Origin of the sequence: Kribbella sp. DT2 (assembly GCF_049844575.1) — a bacterium.
Lineage (GTDB): Bacteria > Actinomycetota > Actinomycetes > Propionibacteriales > Kribbellaceae > Kribbella.
Window position 1 is genome coordinate 728,019 of sequence record NZ_JBNCLH010000002.1, and the last position, 24,283, is coordinate 752,301.

Annotated in this window: 22 protein-coding genes; 7 read left to right on the forward strand and 15 right to left on the reverse strand. The window is 70.2% G+C overall.

What is annotated here, in order from left to right:
* Positions 1–75 precede the first annotated feature (75 nt).
* Complete coding sequence (locus tag ACLQ2O_RS12195; protein WP_425830433.1) at positions 76–678, reverse strand: response regulator; 603 nt, start codon at positions 676–678, stop codon at positions 76–78.
* Positions 675–1,790: a sensor histidine kinase gene (locus ACLQ2O_RS12200; protein WP_425830435.1), complete on the reverse strand. Its 1,116-nt coding sequence runs from the start codon at positions 1,788–1,790 to the stop codon at positions 675–677. Before ACLQ2O_RS12200 ends, ACLQ2O_RS12195 begins: the two co-directional genes overlap by 4 nt.
* Before the next feature lie 163 nt (positions 1,791–1,953).
* On the opposite strand from ACLQ2O_RS12200, the gene ACLQ2O_RS12205 reads away from it, so the two are divergent.
* Positions 1,954–2,409, forward strand: a complete 456-nt coding sequence (locus ACLQ2O_RS12205) for a pyridoxamine 5'-phosphate oxidase family protein (protein ID WP_425830437.1) — start codon at positions 1,954–1,956, stop codon at positions 2,407–2,409.
* Positions 2,410–2,438: 29 nt separating this feature from the next.
* Here ACLQ2O_RS12205 and ACLQ2O_RS12210 read toward each other — a convergent pair whose 3' ends face one another.
* The gene (locus ACLQ2O_RS12210) at positions 2,439–2,888 is read right to left on the reverse strand and encodes a winged helix-turn-helix transcriptional regulator (RefSeq protein ID WP_425830439.1); all 450 of its coding nucleotides are present in this window, start codon (positions 2,886–2,888) and stop codon (positions 2,439–2,441) included.
* Positions 2,889–3,018: 130 nt separating this feature from the next.
* Here ACLQ2O_RS12210 and ACLQ2O_RS12215 point away from each other — a divergent pair, with 130 nt between their 5' ends.
* Positions 3,019–3,915 carry a nitrilase family protein gene (locus ACLQ2O_RS12215; protein WP_425830441.1) on the forward strand — a complete coding sequence of 299 codons (897 nt, stop codon included), beginning with the start codon at positions 3,019–3,021 and terminating at the stop codon, positions 3,913–3,915.
* On the opposite strand, the gene ACLQ2O_RS12220 is transcribed toward ACLQ2O_RS12215, so the two are convergent.
* The 8 genes from ACLQ2O_RS12220 to ACLQ2O_RS12255 form a co-directional block, all read right to left on the reverse strand.
* On the reverse strand, positions 3,916–4,983 hold the full coding sequence (locus tag ACLQ2O_RS12220; protein WP_425830443.1) for a LacI family DNA-binding transcriptional regulator: 1,068 nt from the start codon (positions 4,981–4,983) through the stop codon (positions 3,916–3,918).
* Positions 4,984–4,992: 9 nt separating this feature from the next.
* Complete coding sequence (locus ACLQ2O_RS12225; protein WP_425830445.1) at positions 4,993–6,969, reverse strand: DUF2264 domain-containing protein; 1,977 nt, start codon at positions 6,967–6,969, stop codon at positions 4,993–4,995.
* On the reverse strand, positions 6,966–7,883 hold the full coding sequence (locus ACLQ2O_RS12230) for a carbohydrate ABC transporter permease (protein ID WP_425830446.1): 918 nt from the start codon (positions 7,881–7,883) through the stop codon (positions 6,966–6,968). Before ACLQ2O_RS12230 ends, ACLQ2O_RS12225 begins: the two co-directional genes overlap by 4 nt.
* Positions 7,880–8,821, reverse strand: coding sequence for a carbohydrate ABC transporter permease (locus ACLQ2O_RS12235; RefSeq protein ID WP_425830448.1), 942 nt, complete (start codon positions 8,819–8,821; stop codon positions 7,880–7,882). The genes ACLQ2O_RS12230 and ACLQ2O_RS12235 overlap by 4 nt, the downstream gene beginning before the upstream one ends.
* The gene (locus tag ACLQ2O_RS12240) at positions 8,818–10,110 is read right to left on the reverse strand and encodes an extracellular solute-binding protein (RefSeq protein ID WP_425830450.1); all 1,293 of its coding nucleotides are present in this window, start codon (positions 10,108–10,110) and stop codon (positions 8,818–8,820) included. Before ACLQ2O_RS12240 ends, ACLQ2O_RS12235 begins: the two co-directional genes overlap by 4 nt.
* A 129-nt stretch (positions 10,111–10,239) precedes the next feature.
* A complete protein-coding gene (locus tag ACLQ2O_RS12245) occupies positions 10,240–11,205 on the reverse strand; it encodes a hydroxyacid dehydrogenase (protein WP_425830452.1) in 966 nt (321 codons plus the stop codon).
* A 123-nt stretch (positions 11,206–11,328) separates the two neighbouring features.
* Positions 11,329–12,276, reverse strand: a complete 948-nt coding sequence (locus tag ACLQ2O_RS12250) for a hypothetical protein (protein ID WP_425830454.1) — start codon at positions 12,274–12,276, stop codon at positions 11,329–11,331.
* A 25-nt stretch (positions 12,277–12,301) separates the two neighbouring features.
* Positions 12,302–13,030, reverse strand: coding sequence for a helix-turn-helix domain-containing protein (locus ACLQ2O_RS12255; protein ID WP_425830456.1), 729 nt, complete (start codon positions 13,028–13,030; stop codon positions 12,302–12,304).
* A 226-nt stretch (positions 13,031–13,256) separates the two neighbouring features.
* Between ACLQ2O_RS12255 and ACLQ2O_RS12260 the strand changes: the two genes are divergently transcribed.
* Entirely contained in the window at positions 13,257–14,060 is an 804-nt protein-coding gene (locus tag ACLQ2O_RS12260) for an alpha/beta fold hydrolase (protein WP_425830458.1), read from the forward strand.
* A 93-nt stretch (positions 14,061–14,153) separates the two neighbouring features.
* Positions 14,154–14,306, forward strand: a complete 153-nt coding sequence (locus tag ACLQ2O_RS12265; protein WP_425830460.1) for a hypothetical protein — start codon at positions 14,154–14,156, stop codon at positions 14,304–14,306.
* Between the two features lie 6 nt (positions 14,307–14,312).
* Here ACLQ2O_RS12265 and ACLQ2O_RS12270 read toward each other — a convergent pair whose 3' ends face one another.
* Positions 14,313–16,415: a hypothetical protein gene (locus ACLQ2O_RS12270; protein WP_425830462.1), complete on the reverse strand. Its 2,103-nt coding sequence runs from the start codon at positions 16,413–16,415 to the stop codon at positions 14,313–14,315.
* A gap of 172 nt (positions 16,416–16,587) precedes the next feature.
* Here ACLQ2O_RS12270 and ACLQ2O_RS12275 point away from each other — a divergent pair, with 172 nt between their 5' ends.
* Entirely contained in the window at positions 16,588–16,788 is a 201-nt protein-coding gene (locus ACLQ2O_RS12275) for a three-helix bundle dimerization domain-containing protein (protein ID WP_425830464.1), read from the forward strand.
* Between the two features lie 9 nt (positions 16,789–16,797).
* On the opposite strand, the gene ligA is transcribed toward ACLQ2O_RS12275, so the two are convergent.
* Positions 16,798–18,792 (reverse strand): NAD-dependent DNA ligase LigA, encoded by a 1,995-nt coding sequence (gene ligA, locus ACLQ2O_RS12280; protein ID WP_425830466.1) that lies wholly within the window; start codon positions 18,790–18,792, stop codon positions 16,798–16,800.
* Positions 18,793–18,802: 10 nt separating this feature from the next.
* Entirely contained in the window at positions 18,803–22,048 is a 3,246-nt protein-coding gene (locus ACLQ2O_RS12285; RefSeq protein WP_425830468.1) for a BTAD domain-containing putative transcriptional regulator, read from the reverse strand.
* Positions 22,049–22,219: 171 nt separating this feature from the next.
* Here ACLQ2O_RS12285 and ACLQ2O_RS12290 point away from each other — a divergent pair, with 171 nt between their 5' ends.
* The gene (locus ACLQ2O_RS12290; protein ID WP_425830470.1) at positions 22,220–22,729 is read left to right on the forward strand and encodes a hypothetical protein; all 510 of its coding nucleotides are present in this window, start codon (positions 22,220–22,222) and stop codon (positions 22,727–22,729) included.
* Between the two features lie 6 nt (positions 22,730–22,735).
* Here ACLQ2O_RS12290 and ACLQ2O_RS12295 read toward each other — a convergent pair whose 3' ends face one another.
* The gene (locus ACLQ2O_RS12295) at positions 22,736–23,284 is read right to left on the reverse strand and encodes a TetR/AcrR family transcriptional regulator (protein WP_425830472.1); all 549 of its coding nucleotides are present in this window, start codon (positions 23,282–23,284) and stop codon (positions 22,736–22,738) included.
* A gap of 45 nt (positions 23,285–23,329) precedes the next feature.
* Here ACLQ2O_RS12295 and ACLQ2O_RS12300 point away from each other — a divergent pair, with 45 nt between their 5' ends.
* Positions 23,330–24,274: an SDR family NAD(P)-dependent oxidoreductase gene (locus tag ACLQ2O_RS12300; RefSeq protein WP_425830474.1), complete on the forward strand. Its 945-nt coding sequence runs from the start codon at positions 23,330–23,332 to the stop codon at positions 24,272–24,274.
* The last annotated feature ends 9 nt before the right edge of the window (positions 24,275–24,283 follow it).

Below are 24,283 nucleotides of genomic sequence, written 5' to 3' on the forward strand. Positions count from 1 at the left end.
CCCGCGGCCACAGTGTGCCTGCGTCACCACCGGCCGTGAAGTATGTCAGGGGTCAGGTATGACACCACGTCACTACTACAGCCAGTCGTGCTCGCGGGCGTAGCGGGCGGCCTCGTGCCGGCTCTTGGCCTGCGTCTTGCGCATCGCGTTGGACAGGTAGTTGCGAACGGTGCCCTCGGCAAGGAACAGGCGGGTCGCGATGTCGGCCACGGCGTACCCCTCGCTGGTCAGCCGGAGGGCGTCGAGCTCGCGGTCGGTCAGCGGGTTGTCGTCGACGACGGCCCGCGCCGAGACCTCCGGGTCGATCCACCGTTTGCCCTCGTGCAGGAGGCCGATCACGGACGCGATGTGGGCCGGTTCCGCGGCCTTGCTGACGAAGCCTTGTACGCCGAGCTTGAGCGCGCGCCGGAGCACGCCTGGCTTAGCGTGCCGGGTCAGCATCAGCACCGCCTGGTCCGGCAGCGTCCGCCGGATCGTGGCGACGGCCGCGAGACCGTCCGTGCCGGGCATCTCCAGATCGATGACCAGTACGTCGGGACGCTCGCGCAAGGTCGCTTGCGCCGCCTCCGCGCCGTCGGTGGCTTCGGCGAGCACCTGGATCTCGCCTTCCATCGGCAGCAGCTTCGCGAGCGCCTTGCGCAGCAGCGCCTCGTCGTCGGCCAGCACGATCGTGATCATCGCGACGACCCGGTGCCGAAGACGACTGCCGTCCGGAAGGTCTCACCGTGCTGCTCCGCGACGAGGGTGCCGCCGCCGTCCACGACGCGTTCCCGCAAGCCGGCCAGGCCGCGCAGCTCGGGGACGCGAGTGCCGTCGGCCCCGTCGTTGGTGATCTCCAGGCCCGTCGTGCCCAGCGCGATCCGGACCTCGCGGGCCTGCGCGTGGCGCAGGATGTTGGTGGTGGTCTCCCGCAGGGCCTGGCTCAAGGGGTCGCTCCATCCCGGATCGGGTTCGCCGTCCCGCTCGATCGTGACCTTGGCGCCGGCCGCCTCGAGCAGGTTCTTAGCGTTCTCCAGCTCGGCCTGGAGGTTCAGCCGCCGCTGACCGTAGGCCAGCGCCTTGGTCTGGCTGATCGTGTCGACGACCAGCGCGTGGATCTCGCGCAGCTCCTGCTCGGCCTGGCCCGCGTCGGAGCGCAGGATCTTCTGGGCGAGCGCCACCTTCAGCTTCACCACGTGCAGGGTGTGGCCCTGGATGTCGTGCAGGTCGCCGGCGAAGCGGATCCGCTCGCGCATCACCGCCAGCTCGGCCTCCCGCTCGCGGGTCTCCTCCAGGTCCCGGACCACGTCGTAGAAGTTGCGGTTCGGAAACCTCAACCCGACCACGACGGCGGTGATCGCCGCCGGGACGAGCACGAACCTGATCAGGTCGCCGCGGAACTCCTCCGGTGCGAGCCACAGCTTGGTCGAGCCCACGACAGCCACGAAGACGACCAGGGCCACGGCCGCGGCGAGGCGGTGCCGCTTCAGGTCCGGTACGACGAGCGGACCCACGATCAGCAGCCCGATGAACGACCCGCCGCTGTCGCCCACCGCCGCACCGAACAGCCAGACGGCGCCCGCGACCAGCAGGCACGGTACGGCGACCGTCATCAGCTTGCCGCCGGCCCACCGGACGAAGGCCACCACACCCGCGGCCGCCCCGGCGGCCAGCACGATCGCGTGCCACCAGTTCTGCGCGTCCGTGGCGACGTGCAGCACGCCGCCGGCCACGACGAACGGCAGCAGCTTGTACAGGTTCAGCCGTCGCAGAGTCGCCTTGGACCCGCTCGCAGCCAGCTCAGACGGCATTCTCCACCCTGTGTCGGTCCGGTTCCTGACCGCCAGTATGTCTGCGTCGCCCCCGCCGAACCAGTGACGTGGTGTCACCTGTTCCGTTGCCTTGCCCAAGGCAACGGAACGGAGACCGGCCGCCACGGATGCGCGCGCTCGGCCGATGTACGAGGCTGGCTGCATGACGCCAGAGGACATCGCTCGCCGGATCATCGACGCCAACAACTACCTGACGCTCGCCACCGCCGACCGTGAGGGACGCCCCTGGGCCTCGCCGGTCTGCTACACCCCGGACGGCGGCAGCGACTTCTACTGGGTGTCCCGGCCGGACACCCGGCACTCCCGCAACCTCGCCGAGCGGCCGGAGGTCGGCATCGTCATCTTCGACTCCCAGGTGCCGCTGTTCGGCGCCGAAGCCGTCTACCTGACGGCGTACGCCGAACAGGTCGCGGCGTCCGACCTCGCCCGCTGCGCCGCGATCTACAGCAGCCGGTTTCCCGAGCTCGCGTCGTTCGGCGCCGCAAGGTTGCAGGCGCCGGAGGCCCTTCGGCTCTACCGCGCGCACGTCCTCGAAGCCTCCGTGCTGATCAACGACGACGGGCCTGATGTCCGGGTGCCTGTCACGGTTCCGGTGTGACAGCCGTCTTCAGAACGTCGGTGCACCACTTACTCGCCGACCTTGTGGACGACGGTCTCGGCGGAGGTGACGACGCGGCCGGTGTGGTCGGTGGCCTGGAGCTTGCGTAGTGGCTTGCCGGACTTCGTGTCGCGGAGGACCGAGTGTGGTTCGGCCGTGTCGAACAGGTGGGTCTCGCCCCACTGGCGCAGGCTGACCAGGAGGACGAAGAGGTCGCGGCCCTTCGGGGTCAAGGCGTACTCGTGGTAGGCGCTGCCGTCGGCGCCGGGGAGGATCTCGAGGATGCCGTGCGCGGTCAGCTCGCGCAGCCGCGAGGAGAGGATGTTCTTCGCCAGGCCGAGGTTGCGCTGGTACTCGCTGAACCGGCGGATGCCGTCGAAGGCGTCCCGGACGATCAGCAGCGTCCAGCGGTCGCCGATCACGTCGACCGCGCGGGCGACCGGGCAGTCCGCGTCCTCGTGCGTCACGCGCTGCGGCATTCGCGGTCCCTCCGGCTGACGACAGCCGCACCGGGGTGCGGCTAAGTGGTTGCAAGTATAAACCACCTGCTCTAGGCTCTCGCTCAACCGGTTTCACGTTGAAACCAGTTGAGTGAAGCGAGGAGTCGTCATGGCACAGCTGGATCAGCGGGTGAGTCCGGTCCGGGTCGCGGTCGTGCAGTGCGAACCGCGGGTCGGGGTCGAGAACCTCAAGGCCAACGCACTGGCGGTCGAGCAGCGGCTGACGGCGGCCGCCGATGCGGGAGCCGGGCTGATCGTGCTCCCGGAGCTGGCGACCACCGGCTACGTGTTCGAGACCCGGGACGAGGCCTACGCCCACGCCGAGGCGGTCCCGGACGGCCCGACCGTCGAGTCGTTCGCGCGGATCGCCGCGGCGCGGAACGTGTACATCGTCGGCTGCGTGCCCGAGCTCGACGGTGTGACGCTGTACGACACCGCCGTACTGGTCGGCCCCGACGGCTACATCGGCCGCTATCGCAAGACGCACCTGTGGAACACCGAGAAGCTGTGGTTCACCCCCGGCAACGAGGGGTTCCAGGTGTTCGACACCAGGATCGGCAGGATCGGCCTGCTGGTCTGCTGGGACATCTGGTTCCCCGAGACCGCGCGGATCGTGGCGCAGATGGGGGCCGACATCATCTGCGTCCCGACCGGTTGGGTCTGGACCCCACCACCCCTGTACGACGCGAGCGGCGTCTGCATGGCGGCGTACCTGACCATGACCGCGGCTCACGCCAACAACGTCGTCATCGCCACCGCGGACCGGACCGGCCAGGAACGCGGCGCGGGGTTCATGGGCAACTCCCTGATCGCCGGCACGAACGGCTGGCCGATCGACCGCATCGCCGGCCCGGACGAGGACACCATCGTGTACGCCGACCTCGACCTGACCGCCGCCCGCACGGCGCCGATCTGGAACCAGCTCAACGACCTGCACCGCGACCGCCGTACCGACCTCTACGATCAGATGCTCGGCTACACCGGCCACGCACCGCTCCCGAGGTGATCAGCGGGGCGCGGTGAGCGGTTTGACCGACGTACGGATGACGATGTGGGTGCCGAGGAGCTGGCGTTCGCGGCCGGAGCCGGGGGCCGGGCGTTCGACGGCCAGGCGGACTGCTGCCTTGCCCATCTCTTCGTGCGGCATGTAGACGGTGGTCAGTGGAGGCGACAGCTCCTGGGCGACCGGGATGTTGTCGTAGCCGACCAACGAGATGTCGTCCGGCACGCTCAGCCCGTGCTCCTTCAGCGCGGCCAGCGCACCCGATGCCATCACGTCGTTGTGCGCGAAGATCGCGGTGAACTCGAGGTCGTCCCCGAGCGCCCGCTGGCAGCTCTGGTACGCGCCGCTGCGGTCGGCCGAGCTCGGGATCACCAGCGCGGAATCGACCTCGACACCGAAGTCCGCGTGCGCCTGCCGGTACCCGTCGACCCGCCCGAGCGTCGTGGTCGAACGCTCCGGCCCGGTCAGCGTGAGGATCCGCCGGTGCCCCATCGACAGCAGGTGGCTCGTCGCGGCGTACGCGCCACCGCGGTTGTCGTACTCGACGACCAACGCCGGTACGCCGGCCGGCAGCGGCGGCCGCCCGCACAGCACCAGCTGCGATCCCCGGGCATGCAGCGCGCGAGCGTGAGCCGCCATCCGCTCCTCGTACTCGTCGGTGACCTCGACGCCACCGACGACGATCACGGCCTCGACGTCGTCCTGCTCCTCGAGCCGCGAGAACACCTGGTCCTCGCGTCGCGGGTCGCCGCCGGTGATGTAGACCGAGCTGAGCCGCCCGTAGTCGCCGGCCGCCTCGGCCATGCCGGTGGCTACCAGGCTGCGCAGCGGCGAGATGACGTCCGAGACCACCATCGCGATCAGCGACGCGGCCGGGTTGCGTTTCGGCGCCCGCGTCGTGACGACGTAGTTCAGCTCCTCGACCGCCTGCAGCACCTTCGCCCGGGTCGGTTCGGCGACCGGGTAGTCACTGGTCAGCGCCCGGGACGCGGTCGCCACCGAGACCTGGGCGCGCCGGGCCACGTCACGCAGCGTCGGTCCACTCCGCCGCGCCCCCTCGATCTCAGCCATTCGTACTTCTTACCTGATCCCGGCGAAGATTGCGTCCAGGTCGAAGGCCTGTTCCCGATCCGGCCAGCGAACCGTGACGACCGCGCCCTCGACCGAGGCGTCGACCGACTCCTCGAGGGGCACTCCGCTGAGCGACGCCGCCGCGACGTGCACGGTGTTCTCCGCCGACGTCGTCCCCAGCAGTTCCGGTACGACGGCCCACTCGCCGTACGCCGTCCCGTACGGCGCCGGCGCCGTACCGGCCGACTCCCAGCCGTGCAGGCCGACGACCCCGGACCGGAGCCCACCGGCCTCGACGCCGACCGAGAGGCCGCCCGCAACGATCTCGAAATCGCGCGGATGCGCACCGGCGACAGCCCAACCGCCGAGCCGAAGCGGCAGCGAAGGCGGCACCCAGACCAGCCGGTGGATCCGAACCTCGAGCGCACCCCGTACGGCGGTCACACTCTCGATCCGTGCCGACGGCAACACCGGTCCGCCGTCCGCGGAGTCGCTGCCCTCCCACGGCGAGAACTGCGGGAACCGCGGCGCGTGCCAGGACGCCGCCCAGTTGTCACCGGTCTCGACGCGGTGGATCCGCCGGCGCGCGCTCCACACCCGCCGGATCCGCACCTGCAGGTCGTTGTCGGACGGGTCGTGCAACGACGTCGGCCCGGTCCGCGTCGAGTAGCCGAACCGCGAGTACAGCGGATCCGGCGCACCCGCGTCGGCCGCGTCCGGCTTCAGGTGGTCGCTGCCGTGGTTGTGCACCCGGACCAGCCCGTCAGCGGCCGTGTTCTGGATCAGCAGCCCGACCCCGAGCGAACGAACATGATCGGAGGAGTCAGCAGGCAGCGCTTCCTCGGTCGCCGTCCAGACCGGGTGATCGGCCGGCAGCATCAATGCGAGAAAGCCCTTGGAGGCCCAGTACGGCGAACCAGGGCCGGAGTAGCGCTGAATGCTCGGCAGGTGTTCGCCGTGCCAACCGAGCGACAGTACGCCGTGGTCGGTGATCGAGCCGCGTTCGACGAAGTAGCGCAGCCCGGCCGAGAGGATCCGGCGGGACTGGCCGGGCGTCAGGGGAGTGCGGCCGACGGCTTCGCCGAGGGCGACCGCCGCGAGCGTCGCGGTCCGGTACGTCATGCTGCGGCCGTAGTACAAGGGTGAGCCGTCGCGGTCGAACGTGCGACCGAAGCTGTCGAGGAACTCGTCGAGCCGGGGGCCGAGCTTCTCCTCCAACTCGGTGAGGCCGCGCAGGCGTGCGTGCAGCACCGGGTAGAGGTGCATCGCCCAGCCGACGTAGTGGTCGTACGCCTCGCCGGCGCCGTCGGAGTACCAGCCCTCGCCGCGGTACCAGACCTCGATCAGCCCGAGCGCCCGGTCGAGCACGTACCGCGTTTGGTCGTCGGCGCGGCCGACGCCTTCGAGGAAGCTGGCGATCGTCGCGGGGAACAGGTACCAGTTGTTCGGCGACGGCTCCTTCTCGATGGTCGACCGGAACCACGCGGCCAGCCGGTCCTGCTCGTCCGGCTCGAGGCGGCCCCAGCTGTCGTCCTTGGTCAGGTGCAGGCTGAGCGCGATCCCGGCGGCCTCGACGTGCGGCTGCCCGGTCCGGCCGACGTGACCGACCTCGGGCCAGGACTCGTTGTCATCGGCACCGACCGTACGGGTGCCGGCGACCAGGCCGTCGACGTACTTCTGCAGGTGGTTGTTGCGGTCCGCGCCACCGGCGTGCAGGAACGCGGCCAGCAGGAACGTCCGCGCGAAACCCTCCAGCCCGTCGGTCGCCGGGCCCTGCTGGGAGGGGCGGCCGGGAAAGTTGATCCGGGCACCTTCTGGCGAGCGGTACGCGTCGGCCGACGTCAGCAGGTGGTCGGCGACCGCGATCCAGTGCTCCCGGGTGATTCCGGTGTACGGGCTCAACGCCCGGTCCTCCGGCGGGAGGAGTGCGGCCGGCGGACCGGTGAGGTCCAGCGGAGCGAGCTTCATCGAGTGCCTCTCTGTCATCCCTTGATCCCTGACGTGGCCATGCCGGCGATGAAGTAGCGCTGGCCGAAGACGAACAGCAGGATCATCGGCAGCGTAGCGAGCGCGGACATCGCCATCAGGAACGGCCACTGCACGCTGCCCTGTCCCTGGGCGAAGGTGGCCAGGCCGAACTGCAGCGGCCGCAGGTTCTCCGAGCTGGTCGCGACCAGCGGCCAGATGAACCCGTTCCAGGCCGACTCCACGTTGAACAGCGCGATCGTGACGAACGCGGGTGCGGCCAGCGGTGCCATGATCCGGAAGAAGATGCCGATCTCGGAGACGCCGTCGACCCGGGCCGCGTCGGCCAGTTCGGCCGGCAGCGAGACGAAGAACTGCCGGGCCAGGAAGGTGAACAACGGCGCGGACACGAACGGCACGATCAGTGCCGCCCACGTGTTCAGCCAGCCGGTGCCGCCGTTGCCGAGGATGTCGTTGCCACCAGCCAGCGGAACCCGCCGTACGACGAGGAACAGCGGCACGATCAGCACCTGGAACGGCACGATCAGCAGCAGGATGAAGTAGTTCAGGATCCCCTTGCGGCCGCGGATCGGCAGCTGGGCGAGCGCGTAGCCGGCCGCCGTGCAGAACAGCAGGACCGGGATCGTCTGGCCGACCACGACGATCACGCTGTTGCGGAAGTACGTCGCGAACGGCGCGGCCTTGAGCGCGTTGACGTAGTTCATCCACTCGACGTGGTCGGGGAGCCAGGCGAAGCCGTTGACCTCGTTGAGGGTCTTGAACGACGTGAGGATCATCCAGAGGAACGGCACCACCATGAGGAAGCCGCCGAGTGCGAGGACCACCATCAGCACGGTCTTCCCGGGGGTCAGCCGGTCCTCGCGGTCGCGGCGTACCGGCGTACGGGCTGGTCGGGTCAGAGCAGCTGAGCTCACAGGTCCTCCCGGTTGCTGCGCAGGCTGAGGCGGCCGAGGCTGATCAGGATGCCGACGAAGACCAGCATCACCACGGTCTCGGCCGAGGCGTACCCGATGTGCAGCCGCTCGAAGGCGTTGCTGAAGATGTCGAAGGTGAGCACGTTGGTGGCGTTGGCCGGGCCACCGCCGGTGGTCACGTAGATCAGGTCGAACACCTGGAACGAGCTGGCGATCGAAGTGACCAGGACGAAGAAGTGCACCGGCGCGAGCCCGGGCCAGGTGACGTTCCAGAAGGTCTGCCATTTCGAGGCGCCGTCCAGCTTGGCCGCCTCGAGCAGGTCGGGGGAGATGCTCTGCAGGGCGGCCAGGTAGATGATCATCTTCGCGCCCAGGCCCTGCCAGATGCCGACCAGCATCAGGGCCGGCAGTGCGACGTCGGGATCGGTGAGCCAGCCGGAGCGGGCCACGCCGAAGAACGCGAGCACCTGGTTGCCCAGGCCGGCGGCCGGGTTGTAGATCCACAACCAGACCGCCGCGACGGCGACCGTCGAGGTGACCACCGGGATATAGAACAGCGTGCGGAACAAGGCCCGGCCGGGGATCTTCTGGTTCAGCCCGATCGCGACGGCCAGCGAGATGCCCATCGCGACCGGCACCACGGCGACCGTGTAGAGCAGCGTGTTCTTCAGCGCCCGCAGGAAGTCCGCGTCCTGGAAGAGATCGAGGTAGTTCTTGACCCCGATCCACTCGCCCTGGCCGGCCACCCGCGCGTTGGTGAAGCTCAGGTAGACCGCCATGAGGCCGGGGATCGCGATGAAGATGACCGAGTGGACCAGCGACGGCGCGAGCAGCAGCCAGCCGGCCCGGGCCTTGGCCCGCTCGACACCGTTGCGCCGGCGCCGGACCGGCCGCGGCTCAGCGGCCGCGACCGGGCGATCGATGGTCCGGGTGCTCATTTGCGGGCCACACCGTCCAGCTCCTTCAGCACGTCCTGCGGCGACTTGCGGCCGAGGATGACCTCGTCGAGCGACGGGCCGAACTTGCTGCGGAAGTCGAGGAAGGTGGCGCCGCCGTACTCGAAGACGGACTTGTCCAGGTTCTTCCAGGCGAACGAACCGGCCGGGTTGGCCTTCACGAACGCACTGTCACCGGCGGTGCTGCTGATCGGGACGCCGACGTCGAGCTTCGAGATCGCCTCCTGCGACTTCTGGTCCTGCATCGCCTTGACGAACGCCAGCGCGGCCTGCGGGTACTTGGTGCCCTCGCCGACCGAGGCGACGCGGCCACCGACGTACATGACCTCCTTGCTGTCCTTCAGGTTGAAGTAGACGAGGTCCTTGCACTTGTCACCGATGCCCTCGCCGCCCTTGCCGCAGTCGACGTACGGGCTGGCGAAGCCCATCGCGGCCTCGCCGGTGGTGACCAGCGCGGTCTTCGCGCTGTTCTGGTAGCCGTACGTCGAGGACTTGTCGACGCCGACCATGTCGTGCATGAGTTGCAGCGCCTCGGTCCCGGCCGGGCTGTCGAAGCTCGGCTGGCCGTCCTCGGCGAACATCTGACCGCCCTTGGCGCCCATGAACGCGACGAACTGCTGCCGGTAGTTGCTGGCCGGCGCCCAGAAGTCGAAACCGGTCCGGGTGATCTGGCCCTTGGCGTCGCGCTTGGTCAGCTTCTTCGCGTCCTCGCGCAGCTCGGTCAGCGTCTGCGGCGGCTTGGCCGGGTCGAGCCCGGCCTCGGTGAACGCACTCTTGCTGTAGGCAAGCAGTCGCGGGTTGGCGACCACCGGTACGGCGTACAGGTCGTTGTCGAACTTCATCGGCGGGACGAAGGCCGGGTAGACGGTCTTCTCCAGCTCCTCGGTGCTGACGCCGAGCTTGGTCAGCGACTGGATCGCGCCGAGGTCGGCCAGCGGCTGGACCCAGCCGATGCCGGCGCTGACCACGTCGTAGTTGCTGCCGGCCGAGAGCGCGGTGGAGATCTTCTGGTTCAGGTTGTCGTACGGGACGAAGTCGGGCTCGACCTTCATCTGCGGGTAGGTCTTGTGGAAGATGTCCACGATCCCCTGGAAGACCGCCTGGCCCTCGTTGTCGGCCGAGAAGTTCGGCACCACCACGCGCAGGGTGCCGGTGGCGGTCGCCGGGTCCTGGCCCTCGGCCTGGTCGCCGTCGCCTCCCGAAGAGCAACCGGCCAGCACTGTCGTCAGCGCGACGGCCAGCGCGGCCGCGGCCTTGAGTCCTCGCTGCATGTCCTTCACCACTTCCTGTCGGCGGCCGCTCGATGAGGCCGGTAAACGCTTCCCGCCACAGTAGGCATTTCTAGTATCGTTTCGCAATACCCGAGTGATCTCTCTGAAACAGATCGGCTCAGAGCAGGCTCAGGCCATCAGGTCGTAGGTGTCGCCGCGGACCTCGTGACGCAGCTCCAGGCCGGCCAGGAACCGGCGGATCTCGTCGACGACGATCGCGCCCTGGGTCCGGCGCGAGTGCCAGGTCTGGGCGCCGAGGTGCGGGGTGAGCAGCACGTTGGGCAGGCGCCACCACTCGGAGTCGGCGGGCAGCGGCTCGCTGTCGAAGACGTCGAGGGCCGCGCTGAGCCGGCCCTTGCGCAGCTCTTCGAGAAGCGCCTCGGTGTCCACCAGTGCGGATCGCGCGGTGTTGATCAGGACGCCGCGGTCCGGGATCAGGGCGAGGTTCTTCGCGTCGAGCATCAGACGGGTCTCGTCGGTGACCGGCGCGTGCAGGGCGACGACGGCCGACGTGCTCAGCAGGTGCTCGAGCGGGACCAGGCGGGCACCGAGCTCCTTGGCCTCGCGCTCGTCCAGGTACGGGTCGTAGAGCAGGACCTGGGCGCCGGAAGCGACCACCAGCTTGAGGTACGCGCGTCCGACGCGGCTCGCGCCGATCACGCCGACCGTCGTACCGGCGAGCGTGCGGCCGAGCCCGAAGTCGGCGTTGTGCCAGGCCTGGTCGCGCAGGTTCGTGGTCATCACCCGATCGATCTGGTCCAGGTCGCGCAGGCGGGAGATGGTCATGAAAAGGGCCAGCTCGGCGACCGACTGCGCCATGCCGGCCGAGGCCTGGCTGACGCGGACGCCGCGGTCGAGAAGTTCCGGTGGCACCAGATGGCGAATCGTTCCGGCGCTGTGGACGACCAGTTTCAGTCGGGGTCCCGGCTCGGCCGGCAGCGGCTCGGAGCCCCAGCCGGTGACGAGGACGTCGGCGTCCAGGCGGTTGCCTCCGCCGCGGATCACCTGACCGAATCCCTCCAGCCGCGTCAGCTCCTCCGGCCCGAACAGCTCTCCTTCGAGATCGGACGGCAGATCGACGTACAAGGCGACCATGGAACGGCCTTTCGCTGGGCAGTAACAGCTAGATTGTTTCTAGATGTGTTACTGCCCAGAGTAAGCAGACGTCTACGGCTGCTGCAAACGCTTGCCGGTGAGTGGATCTCCTGTGGCTGCTGATCAGTTCGGCATCAGGCGGCACAGTCGACAGCCCTGTCGTGCGAGATCCTGCACGGGCGTCGGTCGTAGTGAGGTGGCGATCCGCAGCAGGAACTCGTCTCCGGCCCCTGCTTCGCCGTACCTGCTGGTGTTCACGCCGGTGACGTACTCCCGGATGGTGACGACGGTGTTGTCCCGCGGCAGGAAGTACGACGCGTCCGAGCGCTCGTTGACGTACTCGGCCCGGTAGATCCCGGGCGCGACCTCGGTGCAGCCGGTCATCGGCGGACCGTCCAGGAGCTTGCTGAAGCAGTCGTCGGACACGGCGGGGCGACTCTTCACCCGTTGGTGCGCGACGGAAGCGAAGGGCGGTCCGCCGGTCTCGGCGACCTGGTAGGACACGCCGGTGTACAGGCCGTGGAACTCGCGCACGTGCAGGCCGGGAGCGGTCGGTGCCAGCGGCGGGTCGATCAGTTCGGTCAACGCCTTGGTGTCGTCCCGCCACGTCCGAAGATCGTCCACCGCCAGCGGAATCGTGCCCAGCACTGCGATTCCCAGGACCACCGGTACGACGGAGGACCAGCGGCGCCGGCGACCCGGGCTGGTCAGCCAGCTGAGCCCCAGCAGTGTCGCGAAGGCGGCGATCGCGACCGCGTGGCCTTCGCTGTAACCGGTGCTCCAGCCGAGCAGACCGATCAGGGTCAGCAGTACGGTGGCGGCGCCGAAGATCGCGCCAAGGCCGGTCCGAACGCACAGCCACACGATCCAGGCCACGCAGACCAGCACGCCGGAGATGACGCCGAAGCTGAGTACCTCCAGGTCGTACGCGTTACTGACGTTGCCGAAGATCGTCCCGGCGATGAGTCCCGCCACCAGTCCGAACATCGTCCCGCCGGCCGCGCAGGCGATCGTCAGGGCGACCCGGGCTCGTCCGGTCGGGGTCTCGGGCCGGCGCTTCGGCGTCACCATTCGCGCAGACTAGGGGTGCGTCGGGTCAGGGCCGCTCGTCCGGAGCCGGCGGGGTGTGCAGGACCTCGCGCACCTGTTCGGCGGCGCGGAGGATGGTCTCGGCGATGAAGTCGCTGAAGCGGGCGATGTTCTCCAGGCGGGTGGCGGCGTTGCTGCCGTGGCCGAGCACGGGGACGCCCTGCCGGGCGACGTCGGCGAGCTGGGCGGAGCCGCGCGCGCTGGCGATGGTCGACTGGTACCAGACGTCGTTGTCGGCGAAGTAGCGCTCGCGGCGGCGTTCGTCGCGTTCCCGGCGGATCAGGCCCTGCTCGTCGAGGAAGGCGATCGCCTTGGAGACCGACGCGGGACTGACCTGCAGGTGGTGGACGAGCTCGGACGCCGTGACGCTGCCGGCCTCGGCGATGAGCAGGCAGGTCAGCACGCGCGCCGCCATCTTGGGCAGGCCCTGCGCGGTCAGCAGCGTGGTGAACAGGTCCTCGTACTGACGCACGGCCTCGGGGTCGCCTCGGTGCCCGAGGGTCGGTGCGCCGTGGGCGCGAGGGGTCGTCTGCTTGGGGCGATGGGCGCGGCGTTCGGTCGCACGGTGGGCCGCGTCGGCGCGGTAGTCGGTCGGGCCGCCGTTGCGCATCACCTCGCGGGTGATCGTCGACGTGGGCCGGTCGAGCCGCCGGGCGATCTCGGCGTACGCCAGCCCGTCACCCAGCCCCAGGGCGATCTGCTGCCGTTCCTTCTGACTGAGCCTGCCACCGGACACCGTGCTCTCCCAACCTCGCCGCGAATGCTGTCAGCGTAGCGTTAGGCGACAGGCCAACGCAACGCCTGTCGCGAGTATTGTTGCGTTAGTTCTACGCGGCGCGCAACAATTTCCACGTTGCGACCTGCAGTTATGCCTTTTCCGGTCTCTGATCTAGTTGCCGAAATCTTGAACGCAACGTAGCGTTTCGGCCATCAGAAACATGACGGCGGAGCAGGAGCCCACGATGACGAACAACAGCACCGGCGCGACCACCGCACCGTGGACCGGCATGGTTCCGGTCGACGACACGGCCCTGGCCGTCACCGACACCGGCGGCGCCGGGATCACTGTCCTCTACCTCAACGGCCAGTTCGCCACGCAGGGCTACTGGCGCCGCGTCATCGCCGACCTCGGTCCGGACCTCCGGCACCTCACGTACGACGAGCGGGCGCGCGGCCGGAAGTCGAAGCGGTCGGCGGACTACTCGTTCGAGGCGGCCGTCCGCGACGTCGACGTCGTGCTCGCGGCCAGGGGTGTCGAGCGTGCGCTGGTCGTCGGTTGGTCGTACGGCGCGTTCGTCGCGGCGCACTGGGCCAGCCGGAACCCGAGCCGGGCGCTGGGCGCGGTCCTGGTCGACGGCGCGCAGCCGTACGACTGGCTGGACGACGCGATGGAGATCCGGATCCGCAAGATGTTCCGGCGGATGGGCTGGTTCCTGCCGCTGCTGCGCCCGACCGGTCTGGTGCCGCGGATGAGCGCCGACCAGCAGGCCGACAGCAACATCGAGCTCGGCAAGCTCGGCCGGGCGAACGAGCTCGGCCCGGTGCTGGACAGCATCACCGTTCCGACCCGGTACGTCCTCGCGTCGGGCTCGTCGCTCGGCAGCCGCGGCGACGAGCAGGAGCAGATCCGCACCAGCATCGACGGCGTGGTCGCGCGCAACCCCAACATCAAGCTCAGCGCGAAGGTCGCGAGCAACCACGGCGCGATCCTGCGCAAGGACGCACACGCCATCGCCGAGGCCGCCCGCGACGCTCTCCAGCAGTAGTTGTCACGGGCTCTTGCGTGGTCGTGAGCACGTTGGTGTTAGAGACCTGTGAGGACCGCTGGGATCGGGTAGTTGACTCGGTAGGGTTCCCGGATGCTCATCGGGAACCTGGTCTGGGTCGTCGGTCTCGCCGCCGTGCTGCTGGGCCTCGTCGCGACCCTGCGCTACCGCCTGGTGGCCGGCGCGCTGCTGATCGTGCTCGGCTTCGCCATCGGCATCGCCGGCACCGAGGTCGTCATCAACTGACTCCGGTCAGAACTCGATCAACACCCGAGTGCCGGCCGGTACGCCGGGGTGACGCAGCCACAGCACGCCCACCTCCGCGTCGTACTGCACGGAGACGCCGTCGCCCTGGACCGCTGTCGGTGCGGTCGGGACGCGAAGGGCAGTGACCACCTCGACTCCACTGGGCGCCTCGCAGCTGAAGCGGATGCTGGTCGCAGTGCTCTGCCAGTCGAGGACCCGGCCGGCGGAGGCGAGCAGCGGGTCGTCGTCGTACGCGAGGTCACGCAGCCACGTAAGTCCACCCGGGCCCAGCTCGCGGTGCCGGACGAGTCCCAGCCGCGGGTCGAGCAGGTCGAGGTAGTTGCCCTCGACAACATGTGTGCCACCGGTCTCCTCCAGCACGGCGCCGATGAGGTACGGGCCGCGCTGGACCGACAGCCAGTTGGTGGGTTCCCACGGATGACCGGCGGCCTCGGCCAGTTCGCGGATCGCCGCGACCAGCTCGGCGGCGCGTTCGGGAGACTCGGTGAAGTCGGCAGGCCGGGACGGCAGGAATCGGACCCGGCCCGCGCCGATCGGCTGGACGCCGTCCTGGTCGTGGTCCGCGCCGAGCGCCTCGGCCAGGTGGTGGGCGCAGGTGGGGTAGCGGCCCGTCCACCAGGAGCGGATCTCGTGGTACGGATCGGCGCCGTCGCCGACGTACAGAAGGCTGCCCCCGCGGTTGACCCAGCCGACGAGCGCGTAGTGGATGCCGGGGGCAAGCGGCTTCTGGAACTCGTAGCTCAGGACCAGTACGTCGACGTCGTCGAGCGCGTCGGGCGTGTCGATGACGTTCTCGAGCTGGACCGGGACGACCTGCTGGCCGTCGTACAGGGGTGGTAGGGCCAGGCCGTAGAAGTCGGAGAACTGCAGCTGCTCGCGGCCCTCCAGCGCCAGGGCGTCCTGGAGGCCGTCGTAGTGTCCACTGTCGCCGCCGGGGGACCAGCGCTGGAACATGGCGGTGTCCGAGAGCGCGATCCCGATCCGCGGACCGTCCGACGCCCGGCGGACGTCGGGCTGGTCCAGGTCCCGCAGGCTGTTCATCGCGATCAGGTAGCTGGTGGCGGTCTCCGGCGGGATGGGCTGCCGTTCGGTGGAGCCCTCGCGCAGGTACGGGCGGTTGAAGATTCGGTTCGGCCACGGCGCGACCTCGTAGCGCGAGACGCCCGGGTGCAGCAGCGAGGCGATCAGGGTGCGCTGGTAGTTGGCGAGGTAGTCCTCCCAGGTGCGGTCGGGGTGGTCCTCGATCGGGTCGTGCAGGAACCACATCCGGCGGTCGGTCCCGCGGGTCAGGTCCTGGGCGATGCCGTACTCCAGGTACGCCGTCTCGAACGTGCGCTCGGCGGCCTGGCCGGCGTACACGTTCGGGGTCCGGGCGGTGCCGGTCCACACCTGCGCGATGGCGCCGTCGATCGAGGGCAGCGCGCGCAGGCGCGATTCCGGGCTGACGATCTGCCACTGGGTGTAGTTGAGCAGGCTGTGGGTCGGCACGTAGAAGCGCACCTCGCGACCCTGCTGGAGCGCCTCGTCGCGCAAGACCGAGGTGACCCGGTCGAGGCTGCGGGAGAGCAGGTGCTGCTTGAGCTGCCCGGAGCGGAAGTGTGCTTCGGCGGTGCTGTGCGGCGGCTGCCACGGCTCACCGAAGAAGGCCTGCCACTCCCGCTTGAACGACTCCGAGTACCCGGCGCGGGCCCAGAACTCCGGCTCCTCGAGGTGGATGCCTTCGACGCCCAGCTCGAGGATCGGGCGCAGCTTCTGGACCAGGTACTCGGTGAAGGCGAAGGTCGGGACCATGTACGGGATGTCGGTGCTGCGGCCGTGCAGGATCGGCGAGCCGTCCCCCGCGGTCTGCGCGTCGGCCCAGTGGTCGGCGCCGTCCCACCGCCCGTCGAGGTAGTCCTGGTAGTTGCCCCAGGAGATGCCGGTCATCAGGTGCACGCGGTACCCGGCGTCGCGCCAGCGGGCGATCCGCTCCGGCGTGGAGTCGTTGAGTCCGTAGACCATCACGAAGTCGGTCCGCAGGTCGATCGTCGCGTCGTACGGCGCCTGCTCCTGAAACCCGGTGCTCTCGCGGTCTTTGCTGTCCGTCATCCGCCGCTCCCGTTCCGTCGCCTTCCGTTCACCCTCTCCGGTGGAGTCCCCGGATTCCAGGGTGACGTCCGGAATCGGACAGCACCGGGCGCGGATGGACAGCAGGTGAACAAATCCGCCCACGGCGACGATCCGGTTGTGTCACCCGGTGGCCCGAGCGATCGTTGAGGACATGGACAGGTCAGAAGAGCACCGGGCCATCAACGAGGTCGTCAACCGGCTGGCGAAGCAGTTCCCCGGCGTACCGACGGAGAACGTCGCCGAGGTCGTCCAGCAGGTGCAGCCGGAGTTCGAGCAGGCACCGATCAGGGACTTCGTGCCGCTGTTCGTCGAGCGCGACGCCAAACAACGCCTCCGCCAGACCTCTAGTTAGCCAGACCCGTCAGACAGTGAGTCCCGCGGCGAAGAGCAGGGGCCAGATCTCGGACTGATCAGCAACCTGTACGCCGAGCTTCTCGGCCTTGGTGAGCTTGGCCGCGCCCACGTCCGCGCCCGTGATCAGCAGGTCGGTGGTCGCCGAGACCGACGAGGCGATGGTCGCGCCGGCTGTCTCGCAGAGGCGCTGGAACGCGGGCCGCGGCACCTTCTCACCGGAACGCGGGTCACTGATCGAGCCCGTCACGACCACCGTCTTGCCGGCCAGCGGAGCGCCGGCGGCGACGACCGGCGGCAGGTCCTCCTCCAGTACGTCGAGCGAGACGCCCGCCGCGCGCAGCCGCTCCAGCTCGGGCCGCAGGCGGGTCAGGTGCTCGATCAGCGACGCGGCCACCTTCGGGCCGATGTCGTCGACCGCGACCAGGCCTTCCTCGCCGGCTTCGACGACCGCCTCCAGCGAGCCGAAGCCCGCGCGGCACAGACGCGCCGCCGTGCCTTCGGAGGCCATCGGGATCGCCAGGCCGATCAGGGCGCGGCGGAGACCGACCTGACGGCTGGTGTCGATCGACTCGATCATCCGCGCGGCCGAGACCTCGCCGATCCGGTCGAACTCGAGCAGGCCTTCCTTGGTCAGCCGGTAGAAGTCGGACGGGTGCTCCAGGATCCCGGCCTCGGCCAGGCGCTCGATCCACACGCCGCCGATCGCGTCGATGTCGGCCGCGGCGCGGGAGGCCCAGTGGATCAGGCGGCGGACGGTCTGAGCCGGGCAGGAGACGTTCGTGCAGAACAGCTCGCGGCTGTTGCCTTGCTCGGTCAGCGGCTGCTCGCACGACGGGCAGACGGTCGGCGGGACGATGTCCTTCTCGGCGCCGGTGCGCTTCGAGGCATCCAGTACGCCGGCCACGAACGGGATCACGTCACCGGCCCGGCGGACCAGGACCGTGTCGCCGATCTTGATGCCGCGGGCCCGGATCACCTCCTGGTTGGCGAGCGTCGCGCGGGTGACCGTCGTACCGCCGACGAAGACAGGCTCGAGCCAGGCGACCGGGGCGATCTTGCCGGTTTTCCCGACGTCCCAGACCACGTCGGCCAGCACGGTGGTCTTCTCCTCGGCGGCGAACTTGAACGCCAGCGCGCCGCGCGGTGAGCTCGACCGCGTCCCCGCGGCGGCGAACGCGTCCCGGTCGGCCAGGCGCAGCACCGCGCCGTCGAGGTCGTAGTCGAGTTCGTTGCGCTGCTCCTCGATCGTCGTGATCACCGCCTGCGCGGCGGTCGCGTCGTCGCAGTGCCGCATGTCGGCGGCGGTGAACCCGAGGGTCCGCAGCGCGCGGTCCAGGTCGGAGTCGGTGCTGTCGGGATCGGTGAGCAGGTCGAAGGCGAGGAACTGCAGCCGGCGCTCGGCGACCGTCGCCGGATCCTTCGCCCGCAGCGTGCCGGCGGCGGCGTTGCGCGGGTTGATCAGCGGCTTGTCGAGGTGGTTGGCGTTGTACGCCGCGAAGGTCGAGCGCAGCATCACCGCCTCACCGCGCACCTCGACCCGCCCCGGCGCGTCGACCGAAGCCGGTACGCCGTCCGCGAGCGCCCGGACCAGCGGGGTCACGTCGTCGCCGGTCGTCCCGTCGCCGCGGGTGATCGCGCGCTTCAGGCGGCCGTCCTCGTACACCAGAGCCAGCGACAGCCCGTCGAGCTTCGGCATCACCACCACCGAGCGCCCCGGGAACCGGTTGAAGAACGCCTCGACCTGCTCCGGCTTCGTCGCCTTCTCCAGCGACAGCATCGGACGTGAGTGCCGCACCGGTGCGTGCAGCACTGCCGGCGCCCCGACCTGCTCGAGCGGGTTCGGGTCCGGTGCCAGCGAAGGGTTCGCCACGATCAGCGCGCGCAGCTCGTCCTCGATCGCGTCGTACTCCGCGTCGGCTACCGCCGGCGTCCCCCGGTAGTAGCTGTCGCGCAGCTCCACGATCTGGTCGGCGAGCTGCTTGATGCGTTCCCCATCGTTCACGGAGGCGACGCTACCGTCCGGCGCCGACAATCCGGCGTAGCTCGGCCAGGGCGTTGGTGGCTTCGGTTTCGAGCAGGGCGAAGCCGCGGGTGCCGGCGATCGAGGCGGCCTGGGTGGTGAGCTCGATCGCGGCGACGGGGTCGCCGGTGGCGTGGAGAGCCGTGGCCAGACAGAGCAGGGCCTCGGTCTCGATGTACGGGTAGAGGTCGCGGGCGATCGTGAGGCACTGCTCGCTCTGCTTGACGGCAGCGTCGTTCGCGCCGAGCGCCAGGTGCGCCCGGGCGACGGTCACGCCGGTCTGGGCCTGCGCCTTGCGGTCCTGCACAGCGCTCGCGAGGTCGTGGGCGCGCTGGGCCAGCTCCAGCGCGCCGGTCCCGTCGCCGCGCTGAATCTGCAGCTGGGCCAGATCGTCCAGCGTCGACAGCTCGCCGCGCGGCTGCGAGTGCTGCCGGTACCCCACCAGCACCTCGTCGAGCAGCTCGGCCGCGCGGTCGACCTCGCCGAGCTGCCGCAGGGCGCCGGCCAGGTTGCCGCGGATGGTGAGGACGGACGTCGCGAGCGGATTCTCGTACATCCGCAGTGCGGTCGAGAACAGCTCGGCGGCCTCGCGGAGCCGGCCCTGGTACAGGCGGGTCATCCCGAGACCGTTGAGTGCGATGGCCCGGACGTGGCTGTGCGGTTCGTCCTCGGTCCACTCCAGCGCGCGGCTCATCCAGAGGGCGGCGTCGTCGAGAGTGCCTCGTACGACGTGCAGCCAGCCGATCTGGTGAGCCGTGTAACCGGCAGCGGTGCTCCAGCCGACGGCCAGCGCGAGAGCATGCCCGGCCAGCGAGTCCGCCATCGCGTCGTCGTCGCGGCCGACGGCCCCCAACGCCTGGCTGCGGTTCATCAGCATCGCGACGCGGGCTACGTCGTCGCCGGCCGCCGTGGCGGCAGCGAGTCCGGCCCGGGCCACCGGCAGCCAGCCGTCGGCGTCGCGGCGAAGCCAGTAATACCCCCGGAGCTGGTCGGTGATCTGCCAGGCGGTCCGGTGGTCGCCGGCGGCCGCGGTGGCCTCCACGACCGCCAACAAGGCGCGCAGTTCGTCCTCCAGCCAGTCGAACGCCGTGGCCGCGGAGGTGAAGAAGCGCTCCGGTGCGGGATGGCCACCGAGCCGGACGAGTTGCGGGTAGACCCACTCGATCGCGGCCGTCAGCGCTTCGGCGTACCAGGAGTAGAGGCGCTCGCGTACGGCGTCGGTCTCGGGGTCCTCGGCGCGCAGGCGGCCGGCGTACAGGCCGAGGAGGTCGTGGAAGCGGTAGCGGTTCTTCGTGTGCTGCATCAGCATGTTCGCCTCGAGCAGGTCCTCGAGGAGGCGTTCGGCGTCGGCCGTCGGCAGATCCAGGAGGATGCCGGTGCCGTCGGCACTGAAGTCGTCGCCGGGGTGCAGGCTGCACAGCCGGAACGCGCGCTGGGCCCCGGGAGCCAGGTCGGCGTAGCTGAGTTGGAAGCTGTTGAGCACGCTGGACTCGCCGAGGCTCAGCTCGGACAGACGGCGGTTGCCGTCGTCCAGCCGGCGGGCCAGGTCGGCGACGGTCCACTCCGGCCGGGTCGCGAGACGCGCGCCGGCGATGCGGAGCGCGAGCGGAAGGCGGGCGCACGCCTCGGCCAGCGCCGTCACGTCCTCGGTCCCGGCCTCGAGGGTGCGGGCGGTGGAGGTGATCAGCCGGACCGCGTCGTCGGGGGTCAGCGGCTCGAGGTTGACGACGTCCGCCGTGTCCAGGTCCGGCAGCCGCCGCCGGCTGGTGACGATCACGTCGCTCCTGCCCGCGCCGGGCAGCAAGGGCCGGATCTGCGCCACGTCCTGCGCGTTGTCGAGCAGGACCAGGATCCGCCGGTCGGCCAGCTCGCTGCGGAACAACGCGGCCGCCTCGGCCTCGTCGGTACCGATCCGCCGGCCGGACACTCCGAGGGCGCGCAGGAACCGGCTGAGCACCTGCAGCGGTGCGGGCGTCACGGTGTCGTTGCCGCGCAGGTCGGCGTACAGCTGTCCGTCCGGGTAGTCCGCGCGGAGGTGATGGGCCGCGGTCAGGGCGAGCGCGGTCTTGCCGACACCGGCGATGCCGTTGACGAGGACGGCGCGTGACGAGACGGCGCCCGGTCGTCTGAGCGCCGTACAGATGGTGGCGAGCTCTTCGGCGCGGCCGACGAAGTCCGGTGGTGCTGACGGCGCCTGCTGGACGGTCGCTTGCTTCCCACCATTCTGCTGGCGCAGCACCGCGAGCTGCACCGCGCGGAGCCGCTCGCCGGGGTCGATGCCCAACTGCTCGGCGAGCGCCGCACGGATCCGGTCGTACGCCGAGAGCGCCTCGGCCTGTCGCCCGGCCGCGGCGAGGGTCTGGATCAGCTCGGCGTGCAGCGGCTCGTCGAGCTCGTGCCGCGACGTCAGGTCCCGCAGGGTCTTCAGAGCCTGCTCCGGTACGCCGGCCTCGCGCGCCAGGTCGGCGAAGGCGTGCACGGCCTCGGCGTGCTCGTTCGCGATCGCCAGGCCGAGCGGGTGGGACCCGAGCGTCTCGGCATCGGGGTCGCCACGCCACAGGGTCAGCGCGTCCGTGAGGTCGGCCAGCGCGGCCTCCGGATCGTCGTCGGCAGCCTTCGCGACGAGCTCGCGAAACCTCAGCAGGTCGAGGTTGCCGGGGCTCGCTTCCAGCCGGTAGCCGGCGCGGCCGCCGACGATCATCGGGGTGCTCGGGTCTCCGGACTCCAGCAGGCGGCGGAGCCGGGTGATCCGGGTCTGCAGCAGGTTCGCCACGTTGGCCGGCAGGCCGCGCGGCCACAGGAGGTCGACGAGCTCGTCCTGGCTCACCGTCGCGCCGGCCGCGAGGGCGAGGCGGACCAGCAACGTGCGCTGCGGGGCGGAGTTGATGGACAGCGGGGCGTCGCCGTACCGGACCTCGAGCGGACCGAGGATGCCGATCCGCAGCGCGCCGGAGGTCGGCGCGGGAGTGGGGGAGCGGTGGGTCTTGGCGGCGGAGTGCAGGAGGGTGGTGTCGTGGTCGCTCAGCGCGAGGACGGCCGCGATGGCGTCGATCGAGTCCGGCTTCGGGCTCCTGGTCCGGCCCTGCTCCAGATCGCGGATCGCCGCCGTGCTGAGCCCGGCGAGGTCGGCCAGTCCGCGTTGGGTGAAGTCGGCCTGCCGCCGGAAGGAACGCAGCAGCTCGCCGAATCGGTGGGCAGGGGAAGCACCCGGTGCGTCGATGTGCGGGCGTCCGGCCACGGTCCGCAGTGTACTGACACCGCCAGGTCACCCGGGCCCGGTCCACCGGCCGGATGCTTGCGCTGAGCAACAGTCCGCCTCGGGGAGGACGGTAGACCGTGAAGGAATCGTCGCGCTGCCCGTACTCCTCCCGTACTGTCCGCCGCCTCGCGAAGCGGTACGGTCCGGACCGTGAACAGGTACGTGAACCCGGTGGACGTCCTCGGACCGGACGTCGCCAAGCGCGTCGGGACCCTCAAGAACGGCCGGCGGTACGTCCAAGCGGGCCAGCTGGCGACGGGCATGGCGTGGCTGGCCGACTTCCTGGTGTTCGTGGTCGGCCTGGTGGCCGGCACGGTGGTTCTCGCCTCCAGACCAACCCTCGACGACGGGCAGCGTGGGCTGGGCGTGATCATCCTGCTGGTCGCGGTTCCCTTGCTGTACGGCGTGTTCTACGGCACTGGCCGAGGACTCGGCGGCCTCCTGGCCGGTACCCGGCTCGTCCGGGTCAAGGACGGCGGCCGCGTGGGCTTCGCCGGGCCGTGGGCGATGCTGGTCCGGGTCCTGCTGCTGCCGTTCGTGATCGTCGCTGTGGTGTTCGGCGGCGGTGTCGGGTCGCCGCCCGGCTCGTTCCGCCGGGTGAGCCTGGACGTCGCCGCCACCAACCGCCTCTGGGCGGCCGAGGCACCCGCGAACAGCTGAGGACCCTCAGAGAGAGCCGGTGAGCAGCTCGACCGCGACGGCGAGCCCCTTCCGGTACGCCGGCCGCGTCCGGACCTGGTACTTCAGGCCGACCGACACGCTGATCAGCGTCTGCGCCACCTGACGCGCCGACCCCGCGCCCGAGCCGGCGGCGATCGCGTCGGTGACCAGCTTCTCGAACCGCCTCGGCGCGGTCTCGACGATCGCCCCGAGCAGCTCCGGCTGTTCCTCGACAACGTCGGCGAGGTCCCGCTTCGCAGGCCCGAGGTAGCGTCCGGTCCACTGGTCGAACGCGTCGACCAACCGCCGCTGCAGTGAGCGCTCGGTCGCGGCCAGGATCCTTTCGGCCGCGGCGAGGTCCAGCTCGAGCGCCCGCGTGACAGCCTCGCGGAACAGGGCTTCCTTCGACGCGAACAGGAAGTACAGGCCCGGCCGTGAGATGTGCGCCTGTCGCGCGACCTCCTCCATCGAGGTCTTGCGGTAGCCGAACCGCGCGAACGTCTGCAGCGCCGACTCGAGAACGGCGTCACGCCGCCCGGCCTCGGGGTTCTCCATGGGAACGAACTATACAAGTTGAGCTTAGTTTGTATAGTGAAGGTCATGGCCCGTCGAGAGTTGATCACCACACCGTTCACCGCGTCCAGCACGGCGGACGACGTACTGAAGGGGGTCGACCTCCGCGGTGTCCGCGCGATCGTGACCGGGGCGTCCTCGGGGATCGGCGCCGAGACCGCCCGCGCGCTGGCGGCCGCGGGCGCCGAGGTGACCCTCGCTGTGAGGAACCCGCACACCACAGGCCGGGTCGCGACGCTGGATCTCGCCGACCGCGCGTCGGTCCGGCGCTTCGTCGAGAGCTGGGACGGCCCGCTGCACCTGCTGGTCAACAACGCCGGCCTCGTCACCGGCGGCCTCGAGCGGACCAGGGAGGGCTGGGAGCTGCAGTTCGCGACGAACCACCTCGGACACTTCGCCCTCACCACCGGCCTGCACGACGCGCTGGCCCGCGGGGCGGTGGAGCGTGGTGAGGCGCGGATCGTCGTGCTCAGCTCCACGGCTCACATGCGCTCCGGGGTCGACTTCGACGACCTGCAGTTCGTACGGCGCCCCTACGACCCTCAGCTCGCGTACGCGCGGTCGAAGACGGCCAACTCGCTGTTCGCCGTCGAGGCGACCCGCAGGTGGCAGCGCGACGGCATCTTCGCGAACGCCGTGAACCCCGGTGGCGTGGCGACCGGGCTGCAGCGGAACTTCACCACGGCGCAGCGGGAGTCGCTGGCGGCGGCCGAGGCGGCCGGCGTCTTCTCGTACAAGACGGTCGCGCAGGGCGCCGCGACGAGCATCGTCGCCGCGGTCGCTCCCGAGCTCGCCCACACCGGCGGTCACTACCTCGACGACGCCCAGGAGGCGTACACCGTGGGGAACGACGCCGAGCTCGCCGACCATCCGCACGGTGTCAAGGAGTGGGCGCTCGACCCGGTCCTGGCCGAGCGCCTCTGGACCGCCTCCGCCGAGTTGCTGAGGGCCCGTGACGGGGAGACTGGATAGGGTTCCCCC

Bases quoted from the DNA above. Each gene is read 5' to 3' on its own strand.
- ACLQ2O_RS12195 (WP_425830433.1), bottom strand. From the start codon at position 678: ATGATCACGATCGTGCTGGCCGACGACGAGGCGCTGCTGCGCAAGGCG.
- ACLQ2O_RS12200 (WP_425830435.1), bottom strand. From the start codon at position 1,790: ATGCCGTCTGAGCTGGCTGCGAGCGGGTCCAAGGCGACTCTGCGACGG.
- ACLQ2O_RS12205 (WP_425830437.1), top strand. From the start codon at position 1,954: ATGACGCCAGAGGACATCGCTCGCCGGATCATCGACGCCAACAACTAC.
- ACLQ2O_RS12210 (WP_425830439.1), bottom strand. From the start codon at position 2,888: ATGCCGCAGCGCGTGACGCACGAGGACGCGGACTGCCCGGTCGCCCGC.
- ACLQ2O_RS12215 (WP_425830441.1), top strand. From the start codon at position 3,019: ATGGCACAGCTGGATCAGCGGGTGAGTCCGGTCCGGGTCGCGGTCGTG.
- ACLQ2O_RS12220 (WP_425830443.1), bottom strand. From the start codon at position 4,983: ATGGCTGAGATCGAGGGGGCGCGGCGGAGTGGACCGACGCTGCGTGAC.
- ACLQ2O_RS12225 (WP_425830445.1), bottom strand. From the start codon at position 6,969: ATGACAGAGAGGCACTCGATGAAGCTCGCTCCGCTGGACCTCACCGGT.
- ACLQ2O_RS12235 (WP_425830448.1), bottom strand. From the start codon at position 8,821: ATGAGCACCCGGACCATCGATCGCCCGGTCGCGGCCGCTGAGCCGCGG.
- ACLQ2O_RS12240 (WP_425830450.1), bottom strand. From the start codon at position 10,110: ATGCAGCGAGGACTCAAGGCCGCGGCCGCGCTGGCCGTCGCGCTGACG.
- ACLQ2O_RS12245 (WP_425830452.1), bottom strand. From the start codon at position 11,205: ATGGTCGCCTTGTACGTCGATCTGCCGTCCGATCTCGAAGGAGAGCTG.
- ACLQ2O_RS12250 (WP_425830454.1), bottom strand. From the start codon at position 12,276: ATGGTGACGCCGAAGCGCCGGCCCGAGACCCCGACCGGACGAGCCCGG.
- ACLQ2O_RS12260 (WP_425830458.1), top strand. From the start codon at position 13,257: ATGACGAACAACAGCACCGGCGCGACCACCGCACCGTGGACCGGCATG.
- ACLQ2O_RS12265 (WP_425830460.1), top strand. From the start codon at position 14,154: ATGCTCATCGGGAACCTGGTCTGGGTCGTCGGTCTCGCCGCCGTGCTG.
- ACLQ2O_RS12270 (WP_425830462.1), bottom strand. From the start codon at position 16,415: ATGACGGACAGCAAAGACCGCGAGAGCACCGGGTTTCAGGAGCAGGCG.
- ACLQ2O_RS12275 (WP_425830464.1), top strand. From the start codon at position 16,588: ATGGACAGGTCAGAAGAGCACCGGGCCATCAACGAGGTCGTCAACCGG.
- ACLQ2O_RS12295 (WP_425830472.1), bottom strand. From the start codon at position 23,284: ATGGAGAACCCCGAGGCCGGGCGGCGTGACGCCGTTCTCGAGTCGGCG.
- ACLQ2O_RS12300 (WP_425830474.1), top strand. From the start codon at position 23,330: ATGGCCCGTCGAGAGTTGATCACCACACCGTTCACCGCGTCCAGCACG.